At 61.5% G+C, this 13,762-nt stretch carries 10 protein-coding genes; 6 read left to right on the top strand and 4 right to left on the bottom strand.

The window, feature by feature from the left end; genetic code table 11:
• Positions 1 to 11: 11 nt before the first annotated feature.
• Complete coding sequence (locus ACQY5A_RS13720) at positions 12 to 3,998, bottom strand: non-ribosomal peptide synthetase (RefSeq protein WP_428340890.1); 3,987 nt, start codon at positions 3,996 to 3,998, stop codon at positions 12 to 14.
• Positions 3,999 to 4,570: 572 nt separating this feature from the next.
• Here ACQY5A_RS13720 and ACQY5A_RS13715 point away from each other — a divergent pair.
• On the top strand, positions 4,571 to 5,173 hold the full coding sequence (locus ACQY5A_RS13715) for an NAD(P)-binding domain-containing protein (protein ID WP_428340889.1): 603 nt from the start codon (positions 4,571 to 4,573) through the stop codon (positions 5,171 to 5,173).
• Positions 5,174 to 5,203: 30 nt separating this feature from the next.
• Here ACQY5A_RS13715 and ACQY5A_RS13710 read toward each other — a convergent pair whose 3' ends face one another.
• The gene (locus ACQY5A_RS13710) at positions 5,204 to 6,028 is read right to left on the bottom strand and encodes a class I SAM-dependent methyltransferase (protein ID WP_428340888.1); all 825 of its coding nucleotides are present in this window, start codon (positions 6,026 to 6,028) and stop codon (positions 5,204 to 5,206) included.
• 428 nt (positions 6,029 to 6,456) lie between these two features.
• On the opposite strand from ACQY5A_RS13710, the gene ACQY5A_RS13705 reads away from it, so the two are divergent.
• Positions 6,457 to 7,815 carry an O-antigen ligase family protein gene (locus ACQY5A_RS13705; protein ID WP_428340887.1) on the top strand — a complete coding sequence of 453 codons (1,359 nt, stop codon included), beginning with the start codon at positions 6,457 to 6,459 and terminating at the stop codon, positions 7,813 to 7,815.
• Between the two features lie 35 nt (positions 7,816 to 7,850).
• Here the strand turns inward: ACQY5A_RS13705 and ACQY5A_RS13700 are convergent, their stop codons facing one another.
• The gene (locus tag ACQY5A_RS13700) at positions 7,851 to 8,549 is read right to left on the bottom strand and encodes a glycoside hydrolase family 16 protein (RefSeq protein ID WP_428340886.1); all 699 of its coding nucleotides are present in this window, start codon (positions 8,547 to 8,549) and stop codon (positions 7,851 to 7,853) included.
• Positions 8,550 to 9,163: 614 nt separating this feature from the next.
• On the opposite strand from ACQY5A_RS13700, the gene ACQY5A_RS13695 reads away from it, so the two are divergent.
• Together ACQY5A_RS13695 and ACQY5A_RS13690 are read left to right on the top strand one after the other, a co-directional pair.
• On the top strand, positions 9,164 to 10,357 hold the full coding sequence (locus tag ACQY5A_RS13695) for a glycosyltransferase family 4 protein (protein ID WP_428340885.1): 1,194 nt from the start codon (positions 9,164 to 9,166) through the stop codon (positions 10,355 to 10,357).
• Positions 10,358 to 10,371: 14 nt separating this feature from the next.
• On the top strand, positions 10,372 to 11,397 hold the full coding sequence (locus ACQY5A_RS13690) for an NAD-dependent epimerase/dehydratase family protein (protein WP_428340884.1): 1,026 nt from the start codon (positions 10,372 to 10,374) through the stop codon (positions 11,395 to 11,397).
• A 42-nt stretch (positions 11,398 to 11,439) separates the two neighbouring features.
• Here the strand turns inward: ACQY5A_RS13690 and ACQY5A_RS13685 are convergent, their stop codons facing one another.
• Positions 11,440 to 11,673 (bottom strand): hypothetical protein, encoded by a 234-nt coding sequence (locus ACQY5A_RS13685; RefSeq protein WP_428341552.1) that lies wholly within the window; start codon positions 11,671 to 11,673, stop codon positions 11,440 to 11,442.
• On the opposite strand from ACQY5A_RS13685, the gene ACQY5A_RS13680 reads away from it, so the two are divergent.
• Both ACQY5A_RS13680 and ACQY5A_RS13675 read left to right on the top strand, forming a co-directional pair.
• A complete protein-coding gene (locus ACQY5A_RS13680; RefSeq protein WP_428341509.1) occupies positions 11,563 to 12,108 on the top strand; it encodes an acyltransferase in 546 nt (181 codons plus the stop codon). The two genes, ACQY5A_RS13685 and ACQY5A_RS13680, sit on opposite strands and share 111 nt — an antisense overlap.
• A gap of 146 nt (positions 12,109 to 12,254) precedes the next feature.
• On the top strand, positions 12,255 to 13,685 hold the full coding sequence (locus tag ACQY5A_RS13675) for a P-loop NTPase (RefSeq protein ID WP_428340883.1): 1,431 nt from the start codon (positions 12,255 to 12,257) through the stop codon (positions 13,683 to 13,685).
• The last annotated feature ends 77 nt before the right edge of the window (positions 13,686 to 13,762 follow it).

Genomic DNA, 13,762 nt, shown 5'->3' with positions numbered 1-13,762 from the left:
TAATCGCATCCTTATTTCGCTGAATCGACCGTCGCCGCGTCAGCCCCCCAAGGGCGATATCTGGCGCTCGCGTGCGTTCGCTGAAGCGTTGTCGCCGGCTGCCCGCCGGTCGATTCTCTGGATTTAAAGAGCGACTCGAGCATGATCGTCGCCAGCAGCTCCGCTTGGGGCAACTGAAGCAGGCTGAAGTGGTCACCGGCAAAGCGATGCCCGAGCAAGGGTCCTTTGTGAAATCCACTCCAGCCCAATAAATCTTGTCCCGCTGATGCGACAGAGGCTTCGCTGACGAACAGGTGCATCGGCGCCCGATGTGCCGGCCGCTGATAGCGACACGCGATGTCGGCGGCGCCACGGTTATCGAATTCACGCTGTCGCCACGCCGAAGGACGCTGGAGCATCCGGAGCATGACTTCGGCGCACTTGGCCCACCGCTCACGAGCCGACCGTCGGCGCAAAGCGCGCAGCCGCCACCGCAGCGTCAGCTCCGCACGTTTCCATTCATGCAAGGGCGGCGCCACCGCGTCTACGATGCCCAGCCAGTCGATGTGCTGGCCGGCATCGAGAGCCTGACGGGCCACTTCGTAGGCCACCAGCCCCCCGATCGAGTAGCCGACCAGCACAAGCGGACCATCCGGCTGTCGCTTGCGAATCGTCGAAAGAGCTTGTCTGGCATGCTCTTCGATGGTCACTGCGCGGTCAAAAAGCCCGCCTGGCTGCTCGAGGATCACCGCGTGCACCGGCTGACGGTCACCCCACTGCTCGACAAAGTGTCTGAGGCTCATCGCCGACCCAGCATCAGAGAAGATGAAGTGCAGCGGTGGGTACGATTTGACTTCGTCTGTCCCGACTGGGCTTTGGGCGCTGAGCAATTCGGCGAACTTGGCAACGACTCGGCCTTCGTCGATGAACGACGCCAGCGACAGCTTGACGCCAAAGGTCAGCTCAGCTTCGGAGATCAGGCGGGCCGCCAACAACGAATGACCCCCTAAGTCAAAGAAGTCGGAGCTGATGTCGTTAACGGGCGTGCCCAGTAGGTCAGCCCACAGCGCGGCGACGCGCTTTTCTGTATCAGTCCGCGGGGATTGGGCGCTACCACTGCCCGGGCCCAGCGGCGGCGGAGCGGGCAACGCGGCTTTGTCGAGCTTGCCGTGCGCGGTCACCGGCAGCGCCCGGAGATGCACGAATGCACTGGGAACCATATATTCGGGCAGGCGTCGACGAAGCCAACTACGTGCCTCGGTGTCAGTCAGGCGGCCGGGCTCACCCACGATGTAGGCGACCAAATGCTGTTCGCTGTTGGGTAACTCGCGAGCGACTACCGCGCAGGCTGCCACGGCCGAATGCCCACACAGAATCGACTCGATCTCACCCGGCTCGATCCGAAAGCCCCGGATTTTGAGCTGGTCGTCATAGCGGCCCAGGTGTTGTATCCGTCCGTCAGGCAAGAATCTGCCACGGTCGCCCGTCCGGTAGATCCGACCTCCGACGTGGAAGGGATCGTCGCCGAATCGACGCGCCTGCTCCTCGGGGCGATTGAGGTAGCCACGCCCCACCCCGACGCCGCCAATGGCGATTTCGCCGGGAACCCCGATCGGCTGCAAACGTCCGCGCGAATCGGTGATGTACGCCCTCACGTTCGGCAAGGGCCTGCCCACGGTCACGACGTCCCCTTCGGCCAGCCGCGCGACACTGGTCCCGGCCGTGGTCTCAGTGGGGCCGTAGCCATTCCAGACCGCGCCGCACCTTTGCAGAAGCGCCTCCGCCAGGCCGTCGGTGAGCGTTTCGCCGCCAGCGGTCGCCCTGAGGCGATGGTCACCGTGCCAGCCGGCGGCTACGAGAGCTCTCCAGGTTGTTGGTGTCGCCATCATGTAGGTCGCACCGCTCTTCGCGATCAATGCGTTCAGCGACGCCGGGTTCACTGCGTCCGCGGCCGCGGCGAGCACCAGACGCGCCCCACACGCCAATGCGCAGAAGATATCGAAAAGAGCCATATCGAAACTGATGGACGCCACCGACAGCACGGTGTCCCCGGCGTCAACGCCGAACTCGCGACTCAAGGTTCGCATCAGGTTGGTGGCACCGAGATGCTCGATGAGCACCGGCTTGGGCTGGCCGGTAGAGCCGGAGGTGCAAATCACGTAGGCGAGATCGGCCCACGATACGGTGCCGGACGAGGCCCGCATGTTGGGTTCGTCCTGCGCGAGGTCGCCAAGGTCAATGACGGCGGCCGTGGTTGCATGTCCGCCGACTAGCGCACCGCGATCGGTCAAAACGATACTCGCACCAACGTCATTGATGCAGAAAGCGTTTCGGGTGCCCGGTTGGCGTGGATCCAGTGGCAGAAAAGCCGCGCCTGATTTGAGCACCCCCAGAATTGCGGCCACGACATCGGGCGTGCGGTCCAACAGCAATGCCACCACTGTGCCGGGGCCCGCGCCCGCCTGCACCAACCGCGATGCGATGACCGCTGCGCGGTCGTCCAGCTGCCGATAGGTCATTGTGACGTCGCCAACCTGCACCGCCACCGCATCGGGCGTACGTTCGACCTGCAAGCCAACGACCTCATGCACGCATTGCGGCGAACTCCCTTCTGCGGTGATCCGATTCCAGCTCAGCTGGCGTTGACGCTCTTCGGGGGTAACTAGATCGTGCTCGGCCATTGGCAATTCAGGATCCGCCGCGACCGCACCGAGCAAACGGCACCAGAGTGACGCCATCTCGCGTGCCGTCTCACGGTCGAACAAATCTGTGCTGAAGATCAGCCCTCCGACAACCTGCCCGTTGGTCCGCTCTTCCACCTCAATGCTGATGTCGAACGTCGCCGATCCCACGGCGTCGCGCACATCGGCGTCCACCATGCGTAGTGACCACTCACCAGTCGCGAAGGTCACCGGCGAACGAAAGTGCAGCATGGTCTGGAATAGGTTGTCGTTGAGTGGATCTCGCGGTACGCCAAGCTCAGCCACCAGCGTGTCGAACGGCAACACGTCCGCAATCGCCTCGGCCACCGCCTGACGGGTTCGACTCACGAGGGTGATGAAGGACTCGTCGCCCTTCACGAGATACCGTAGGACCATTGGGGTCTCGCAGTTGCCCACCACTGCCCGCAGGTCTTCGCGGTCGCGGAGGTCATGCGCGGTGCCGAAGATCACGTCGGTCGAGTCGGCATACAAGTGCAGCCACCACGCGTGTGCGGCCGCGATTACGTGACTCAGGGTGCCGTCCGCGCCCCGAGCCGCGCGGCGCAATCCTTCAACAGTGCCGCGGTCAATCGTGATCGGGATGATCCCGCCGGTGAAACTGCGATCCGGCGGCGGTGGGTGATCGACTGGCAGCTGGCTGGGTGTGCTGCCGGCAAGCTTGCTGCGCCATCTGGTAATTCGGCCGGCCGCCTCAGGCCCTTGAACCCTGTCGAGCTCCCACATCGTGTAATCGGCGTACTGCGCGGGCGGCTCGGGCAACGACAACGGCACGCCCGTCTCGTAACTGCGGTAGAGGGCCGTCAGCTCTGGGAATATCACACGGCGCAGAGTGGTCCCGTCGAAAACCAGTTGGTGCAATCCCAATTGCAGCCGGTGGTCGTCGTCCGTGATGCGGATCAGCCGCGGACGAATCAACGGCCCCTCGGCGAGATCGTAGGGACGCAGCGCATCGGCGGCGGCGATCTCGGCGGCCCGGCAAACGGCGTCCTCAAGCTTCAGGTGTGTCAAATCGACAAGGGGCAGTTCAACTTCCGCTGGCTCCCGGACAACTTGATGAGGCACACCGTCGACCGACGCAATTGTCGTACGCCACATCTCATGCCTCGCCACCACATCGCTCAGCGCACGGCGCAGCGCTTCTACGTCGAGCGGGCCGGACTTGCGCATGGTGACCAGTTCGTTGCATGCAGGCGAGTCCGGCGCAAGCTGGCAGAGGTGCCACAGCCGACGCAGCGAAACCGACAGCGGCAGCGGCGCCGCCCGCGAACGCCGGCCGACCGAATGGATCTCAGTCACTGCGCGCTCACAGACCGCAATACGGCTGCCGTCCGAAATCGATGTGGCGAGGAGCCCCGATAGCGTTTGATGTGGCTTCGCACGGACCGCAGCATGTTCTCAGAACACGAGGAGTCGCCGACGCGTGCCCGATATTCGCCATCCATGGCGAAGGCCGCTGGCTTGGCAGGCGCTGCGGTCACGAAGGACATCTGCTTTCCTGATGAGGGGGGCGACTCGGCGTTCGGGCCGGAGCCACGACCTCTCGCGGGTTTGACGATCGTCATACTAAGCGATTACATTTTAACTCTATTACATACGATGTCGCGGCTTGTGGCACTGAAACGAAACTCATAGTTTGTTCGTGCGCACAGGGCCCGGGCGGAGGTCAGACGGGCGTTCCGCCCGCCGGGTGGTCCGTCCGACACGGAGGCCTCACCTACAACGACGGAGTTCGCAACACCCGGGCCTGCCGTCCGCATCCCGCAGCAGATAGACCGTGAGTCGGCTCTACGGCACAAAAATTCTAACGACTGCGAGCGAGGTCAAACTGCCCGATTCAGCCTAGATGCCACTGACGACGAGAGGTGCTGATGCATCAGGTTGTAATCGTCGGTGCGGGTCCCTCGGGTGTCGCGGCTGCCGTTAGTTTGCGTGACCGTGGCGTACGTCCGGTACTAATTGATCGGGCTGGCGAGGTCGGCGCGTCTTGGCGCGGACGCTACGATCGGCTCAAATTGAACACCGGCAGGGATTACTCGCACTTGCCTGACCGCCCGTATCCACAAGGCACCCCGGCGTACCCATCCCGCGTCGATGTCGTCGAGCACCTGCACCGGCACGCCCACGAGGACGGGATCGAGCTGCAGCTGGCGACCGAGGTACACCGAATCGACAAGCATGACGGCGCCAGTGTGTCCTTGCACGGCGGGCCCGAGATCAAGCCTGACGTCGTCATCTCGGCGACGGGCTACCGGCGCGGGTTGGAGCCGCTCGTCGGCCACCTCGACGTGCTCGATGAATGCGGCGTGCCCCGCGCCGCGGGCGCGGTAGCGGCTGCTGAGGGCCTACGATTCATCGGCTTTTTCTGCCGGCCGGCGCTGATCGGTTTTGTCGCAGAGCAATCCGGGCTCTTCGCGAACAGCATCGCCACCGAATTACAACAGAGTACGAACGCCTCGACGCAACCCGTCTAGCCCCTTGCCGGTCAATCCATTTTGCGACGATCAACGCGTGCAAAGACCCCGGGCCAAAACCCCAAATGTATTGTCCGGGAAATGCATTTCACCGAATGCCTGAAGCGTTGCGGCAGGTGTGGAGAAGTACGTGTCCAACTCGACATCGGTGAACCGCGCGCGGAACAGGTCGAGAAGCGCAGCCTCGTCGACACCCTGACGGACGACGTGGTACTCGACCATGTCGGACGGCTCAGCCTCGTTGTAAATGCCTCTCAACCGGCGCCAACGGGTACCAAGGCCGCGCCTCAGTTCCCCTTGGCCCAACCGCCAGGTGAAGTAGGAACCCCAGGTCAGGGTTCGCGCAATCCTGCTCTGTCGTGGGTACCACAACGGGTCCTGAAAGGTCAGGACCGTCCCGCCCGGTCGAAGCACTTTCTCGCACAGGGCCGATATCGCGCCGATATAGTCTGGGATGTGGTGAATGACGGAAATTAGCAGGATGAGGTCGAATTTATTTTCCTCATCAAGCACGGTGCTTCCGTCGTTGTCGTAAATCACTCGAACCCCGGGAACCTGACCGAACTTTCGGTTGAGGAAGTCGAAACTCGCCCCCGACATCTCGGTCACGGTTGGTGTGCCCCCTGCGTGGAGGACAGTTTCGGTGAACGTCCCGTGACCGGCGCCTACCTCCAGGACGGCACACGACTGCTGTCGCGAAAGCACTTCGCCGACGGCTTCGGTGATCTTGCCCTCTAGACGTTTCCGGAGGATCTCGTGCCGAATGTGAGGGCTACTTGCGTAGTCGTAGTCGTCGCCGTATTCGGTGTCTTGCGCGGTAGCCACCGCTGTGCGGCTCTCGTCTTTCAGGGTCATCGAATCTGATCCAATCCATGGGCTTTTTTCGAACGCATCAAAGTTCAACCCCTCCCCCGTTGACGACGACAGCGTCCGGCGCCGAGCTATCCGTTACCGCGTTACCAGCCACTAGCAGCGGCTCCAGCAGTTTCATGCTGCGCGCCATGCGCTTCCCCCCGTCGTCAATCGGCGTTCAGACGTCGTCGCCGAGGACCGGTCACACTGGCAACCCTCAGCTACCTACATACAGATGATTCAGTTATACATGATGGTACATACTTTCTGTATGGTATGTAAGCTAAAGCAAGACTCACGGTATCCCGAGTGGAGAGCGGCTCGATGGTGAACAGACCGACGACGGTTCGAGTGATCCGGCAGCACACCGGAAGAACGCCCATGTTCAGGTGCCCGGATGCCGGGGAGATTTTCAGCCGATGAACCACTCTATGACGGCGACGGCGACGGTGGGGGCGACGGCGACGGTGGGGGCGACGGCGAGGACAGCAGACGTCGCGGGGGCCGTTGCGTTTCCGCCTTGGCTGCCCAAGGCGGTTGTTGCCTGCTTCCTGGCGGCTTCCTTCACGTCGACGTGGGGCGGAGTTTACCTGTTCAAACTTCAGTCGGCGGACATCTTTCTTTTTCTCACCGTCGGCATGGTCCTGGCAATGGTGATCTTGGGAAATTTAAGATTCGCTATTCCCCGTTGGCTTTGGGCGCCCGCTGTCGTTCTATTTGCATGCGTCGCCGCACAGGTATATCACCCTATTCCAGATTCCACGTTCGCATTGAGATTTGAATACTCGACCGCCATCGGAGAGGACAGCGGCGTCAAGTCGGCCTTCTGGATCATCGCCCTTCTCGCCGTTCCGATCGCCGCTATCGCGTGTACTGCATTAGAGTCGAGGATGCCCAGGTGGATCGTGGCGTGTTATTTGGCTGGCGTCGCGGTTTGCAGCCTGGTCGCGTTGACCGACCTCCTAGGTTTTACTCAGATCTCGCGCTACCTCGGATATCAGTACGACGCGCAGCGGCAAACGGGGCTATCCGACCATCCCAATTCAGTCGGTGTCTTCTGCGCAATCGCAGCTCCGTTCGCCGTGTACTTCATTAGCGCGTCGCGACACCGCTGGCTGCCGTGTACGGCGCTGGTGCTGCTCTGCGGTGGCATCGTGGCTTCCGGATCACGAGGTGCTCAAGCAATCTTTCCGGCCGCGATACTTGCATCCGCATTGATTTCGCCTCACAAAAAAAAGGTCACGGGATGGCTGGCAGGCACCCTCACTGTTGCGGTTGTCGGCGGATTGATCGCACTGACGGAGGCGAAGCCTAACGTTCTTGACAAGCTGTTTCGGTTTGACGGTGGAGAAAAAGGCTCCAGCATGGATAGCAATGCAGAACGCGCGATGCTTCATGCGCAAGCGTTGGACGATCTGAAAACGCACCCGATCTTCGGAATCGGCATAAAGCACATCAACGAGGCGCACAATATTTACCTGCAAATGATGTCGGCTGGCGGCTGCATTCTGCTCGCGGGAATGCTCATCTACTGGTTCGGCGCGCTGCATTCGTCCTGGCTCAGCGCACGCAGCGGTGCAAGGCTGGCGCCCCATCTGATGGTGTCGGTGACCGTGTGGCTGGTCGTCGGGCTTTTGGAAAATCAACTAACCGACCGTTACCTGTACTACACGATAGGTGTTGTGGCGGCCATTGCAGCCACCTGCCGGACAGAAACACTTCCGCGTCAACCTCTGGCTCGGACGACGCGGCCGGGAACCGCTATCGTGGCTAACGGGCGAGCTCGATAGGCAATTAGCTGTCGGCCGAGCGGCAGGCGCCCGCGTTATGACACCGGGGCGTAACGCACCCAGTCGACCAACATTGTGGCTGGAAATTGCGTCGAGGCGTCTGGCACACCCCAGAATGCGCCGACTGCCATATCGAGAACCACATACATTGGATGGTCGTTGAACACCCACGGGGCGCCCGGAGGCAGCAATTCCGGCGTCCAGGAAGCGAAAACGTGTCCATCAACACTGGCAGTAATCCTGTCGCGCCGCCAATCCAGCACGTATTCATGCCAGTCGGTCCCCGCATCCGTAGGGATGCGGACTGACATGTCGTATCCGCCGGGACCGTGAATCGACCCCACGGTGAGCGGCAACGCACTATCCAAAAGGTCGATTTCGCCGCAGTCGGGCCAACCGACAGTCGAAGAGTCAGAACCTAGGAGCCAAAAAGCGGGCCTGAGGCCTTTCCCGGTGGGTAGCTTGATGCGCGCCGCGAATGTGCCATAGCAGGCGTCGAGATGCCCATGGGTGTCGAGGTTGGCACTGGTGTAGTTGAACGTGTTGGACCCGGGATAGGTAAATGGCTCGGTCCGGGCGACGATCGCGAGATTGCCATTGCCGTCCAACGACACATTTCGCGGACTGTCGGTGAACGCCTCCAGCTGGCCGTCTGAGCCGCCACCCCCCAGGTGGATATTCCACAACTGCGGGTTGGGCGCAACCCCGGCTGGACCCGAGAAATTGTCGGTCACTGCCGGCGCCGCCGGGCAGGCACTGGGATCCTCTGCCCGGCTGATGGAATTGCTCCCGTAGACCCCTAACGACGTACTTACCGCTAGCACAACGCACACCGTGAGCACCGCCGATTTAAGCGAGCGCGCCGGCCACGGGCGGACGAAATCATCACCTGCGGTTGGCTTTACCTCATCTTGATCAGGCATCAGCGACTGCTGTGCGCGCGTGACGCTGCCCGTCGCGCTGCCGCTGGGCCGCGTCCGACGCAGAACAACGACGTTCTCGCCATCGACGGGGACCGCTAGTCAGCCCCGACGGCATGCCAACCAAAGACATCTGACTCCTCCTGGCAAACGGGCAACCCCGGCAGGAGCCGCGATCGGGTGACTGTGAACCACGCGACCTAATATACCGTAAGTTCACTTACATCCGCGTTAAACATACTCTATGCTAGCTTAGACCTAGCTTGACAAACTGAGCGCATCTCATGGATGTTGAAGCATTCACTGAATCGGAAAAATAGGTGCAGAGCAGACCCGTTATCGCCGGTGAACCACGAGAGGCGCAACTCCGCGTCTTGAGTGGTTACCACCCGACGCCGCCTCACCGCTCAACAGGCACATCAACGCTGTTGAGGCTGGTTGTCCACGACTACTCTGGCCACCCCGGCCAGGTCCACCTCAGTCGAGAGCTTGCCCGCCGAGGCCATCACGTCGAGCACCAATACTGCGCGTCGTACACCACTGGTCGGGGTGCGACTGATCGGCGGGATGACGATCCCGAATTGTTTGCGGTGCGCGCTATCAAGCTGAGCAGCGAGTTTGCCCGCTACTCACCGATCGCCCGACTGCGCCAAGAATTGCAGTACGCCCGGATGTCGGCCCGTGCCATCCTGGCCGCTGGCCCGGATGTCGCGGTGCTGTCCAATATCCCGTTGCTGTCGCTGTTCCTGCTCACTTTCTCGCTCCGGCTACGCGGGGTGCCTTATGTCTTTTGGCACCAAGACATCTACAGCGAGGCGATCAGGGTTATTGCTCGCGGTCGATTCGGGCAGCCGGGTCGATTGATCGGCTGGATTGCGGGACGTGTGGAACGTCGAATTGCACGCGGTGCCGCTGCGATCGTGCCGATCAGCGACAACTTCATCGATCAACTCGACGCCTGGGGAGTACCGAGCAGCAGGATTCACGTGGTGCCGAACTGGGCCGCGATCGACGAGATGCCTTCGCGACCGCGAGACAATGCCTGGGCACAGACGCACGGCCTGGTCGACGCTCCCGTCGTGATGTACGCGGGAACCCTTGGGCTCAAACATGATCCGTCCGTGATAGCTAGCCTGGCTCAGGCCGCGCCTGCAGGTTGCCAAACCGTCGTGGTGTCGGAAGGCAAGGGCCGTGAGTGGCTGAAGTCGGAAGCCTCCGATGTACCGGGGCTGATTCTGCTTGATTACCAACCATACGAGCAGCTGCCGGACATGCTCGCGAGCGCAGATGTGCTGCTCGTAGTGCTGGAAAGCAACGCCAGCCGGTACTCGGTGCCGTCGAAGGTTCTCAACTATTTGTGCGCCGGCCGTCCTGTGCTGGCGCTGTTACCGGCGGACAACGCGGTCGCCCACATGGTCGAAGCCGCAGAGGCGGGGATCGTGGTGGCCCCGGGCGACGCCGACGCGGCATCTGTCGCACTGAATAGTTTGCTGGCTTCGCCTGTCGCGCGAGCCGCGATGGGAACCTCGGCTCGCCGCTTCGCCGAACGCACCTTCGACGTCACGCGCGTGGGTGAGCGCTTCGAATCTTTGCTTTGTGACATCAACAACGCCCAGAAATGAAAGGACATCAAGACATGGAGGTTGCACACCTGCCCGGGGGCGCCCCGGACGGCGGGCAGAATCTGGCCCTGGTCGCAGGAGGCGGCGGCTTCATCGGCGGGCATCTTGCCCGGACTCTTTGCGAACGGGGCATTCAGGTCCGAAGCGTGGACATCAAACCTTTCGACCAGTGGTATCAGATCCCTGACGGAGTCGATGCGCAACAGCTCGATCTATCGGCGCTCGGAGACTGCCACGAAGCCGTTCGCGATGTAGATGTCGTGTACAACCTCGCGGCCGACATGGGTGGAATGGGCTTCATCGAGACCCACAAAGCCGAATGCATGCTTTCGGTATTGATCAACACCCACATGCTGATCGCGGCGCGAGATGCCGAGGTCGGTCGGTTCTTCTTCTCCAGCTCAGCATGCGTTTACGCCGCCGACAAGCAGGTCGACGCTGACGTAACGGCGCTCCAGGAGGCCGATGCGTACCCCGCTATGCCCGAAGACGGCTATGGCTGGGAGAAGCTGTTCAGCGAGCGCATGTGCCGGCATTTCCGCGAGGACTTCGGCCTCGAGACGCGAGTTGCCCGCTACCACAACGTTTATGGCGTCGACGGCACGTACGAAGGCGGACGTGAAAAGGCACCTGCTGCCCTGTCCCGCAAGATCGCCGAAGCCGTGCTATCCGGACGGCATGAGATCGAGATCTGGGGTGACGGAGAACAGACTCGCAGCTTCATGTACGTCGACGACTGTGTGGCGGGAACCCTGATGGTGACCGCCGGAGACAGCGCGGTGCCAGTCAATGTGGGCAGCTCCGAATTGGTCAGCATTAATCAGATGGTCAGCATCATCGAGGAGATCGCCGGGATCACCGTCAAGCGCAACTACAACCTCGACGCCCCTAAAGGCGTGCGCGGTCGCAACAGCGACAACACCCTGATCAATCAAATCTACGGTTGGGAGCCTTCGATCACTCTGGCGGATGGCCTCGAACGGACCTATCGGTGGATCTTCGACCAGCTATCAGTCGCTGAGCGGCGCACAGCCGTCTGAACGGCTCTGTCACTTCAGGAAAACGGAGGACTGAACATGGATTTACGTGGCGCGCTCGTGGTTGTTGTGGCGGCACTTCCCGCGAGTGCGCTGAAGAACTTCCTGCTCCGTCGCTTGGGGTGGGTCATCGGCGATGGGGTGCACATCGGGCCATGTTTGGTTTTGATGGGTGATCTCTGGCGGGTAGACATCGGAGATGGAGCGTGGATTGGTCCATTCAACGTGTTCAAGGATCTTTCGGCCCTCACCGTCGGGCAACACGCAGGGTTCGGTCATTGGAACTGGGTGACTGCGACCCGGCAGTGGAGCGCAGTGGGTGCTCCGTGCGCTCTGCATCTGGGGGCGCACTCCGCGATAACCTCTCGCCATTATATTGACTGCAGCGGCGGCGTGCGGGTTGGGACACACACCACAATTGCCGGTCAACGATCCTCATTCCTGACCCACGGAATCTCCTGGAAGAGCAGCAACCAGACTTTCAGGCCCATTGAAATAGGTGATTACTGCCTCATCTCATCCAATGTCCAAGTCGCGCCAGGAACGGTGGTCGGGAACAGGATTGTCGTGGGGATGGGAGCGACCATCGGCGACCGACTCACTGATCCGGGCTTATATGTGCAAAGCCGAGCGTCATTGGTGAGGTCGGACCTGGTCGGCGAATACTTCGTAAGAGGAAAAGGGCGTATCGACACAATTCAGGCACCCGCGTGAAAATGTGCCGGCCGTGGCGCCGTTCGCGCAATACAGCTGATAACCATCGAGATTTCACTTTTCGCGTCTAATCGATGTGCCGTACAGGGCACCGCTTATAAGGGGGCAAAAGGATGCCAACCGTCGGAAACACAGCCACACGAGACATGCTTACCGTGGTCGTTCGGAGCTGGAAGATCATCGTTGGCGGCGCGCTTGCCTTCGGCATGATCGCACTGACGTTCTGCATGCTGCAGAAGCCGGTATACGAAGCGACCGTCACGCTTTACGTCACGTCGGGGACAAAGAGTGGTGGTGCATCCAACACCTACGAAGATGTGATGGGCGCAGTGGGCCGGGTGACGTCCTACGCCAAATTGGTGTACTCCGATGAGGTGCTCGCGCACGCCGTGAAGGCACCGGACGTCAACATGACGCTGGATCAGGCCAGGGCCTCGGTGAATTCTCACCCGGTACCTGAGAGCGAAATGTTGGCGATTAACGCCAGAAGCCAGAACCGCGAAACGGCTCAGCGCCTGGCCAGCGCGGTGGCTGAATCGATGACTCGTACAGTCGCCGCACTGGAAGTGCCCAATGGTGGCGGTCCGCCCACCACCAGGCTCACCGTGGTGACTCCGGCCACCCTCAGCCCCGAGCCCGCGTCGCCGACTACGTTGATGAACGTCACGTTGGCCATCTTCGGTGGTTTGTTGGCCGGTGTGGCCACGGCTCTGACGCGTGAGCGGCTCAACAAGACGATCCGGGACGATCGGGATATCGAAAGGGTCCTGGGCATGCGGCCGCTTGTGTGTATCCCAAACGATGGAACTCTCGGCGCTACGCTCACTACCGACTTCGACGGCCCTGGGACCGCGGCAGCTGGAGCGTTCCGACACCTACGCACCGCGTTGGCGGTCGCCAATTCGAAGCGTTCGCTCGCCACCATCCTCGTGACCAGCCCACGTGAGGGCGACGGAAAGTCCACTGTCGCACTGAATCTCGCGGCAGCGTTCGCCGAATGCGGTAGTCGGGTAGTCCTTGTCGATGCGGATTTGGGAAACCCTGCAGTCGCAAGACGCATGGGTAATGGCGAAGCGCCGGGGCTGGCTGACTTCATTCAAAGCCAGACCGCTCCGCTACAGCTGTCGGCAGTAACCATGGACGGACTAAAGGTGATCAGTGCCGGGCGTAAGCAGGACAGCGACGCCGCCGGCTTGCTCGCCTCGAGCGCGTGCGGAAACTTTTTCAAGCAACTCGCCGAGTCTTTCGACTACGTGATCGTCGACTCGCCGCCACTTCTCGAAGGCCCTGCAGCGCAAGCGGCCGCTTGCTGGGCGGACGGCGTCCTCATGGTCACCAGGCGGGGACGGTCAAAAATAGTGGACTGCGCAACATCGGTTACTCAGCTAGCCGATATCGATGCAGAACTGGTCGGTGTGGTGTTGAACGACATGCGTCCTGCGTATACCGGCGATCGGTCGGCATCCATTGATTGGGCTCGGCGGCGGCAATTAGCGGCGTGGTCTCGCCAAACCGCGCCCAACGACGATCCGCCGGTGCACAAGCGGGCCTGGGCCCCGTCGAAGGAACTCGACTAAGAGCACGGATCACACGCGAAAAGTGGCCGTCTTAATTCGCGGCTTACGATCAGAAAGTCAGAGAAGACGCTTTCTCG

This window comes from Mycobacterium sp., from assembly GCF_965277065.1.
Lineage (GTDB): Bacteria > Actinomycetota > Actinomycetes > Mycobacteriales > Mycobacteriaceae > Mycobacterium.
The sequence above is the reverse complement of the archived record's forward strand: the minus strand, read 5'-3'. Positions and strand labels throughout refer to the sequence as shown.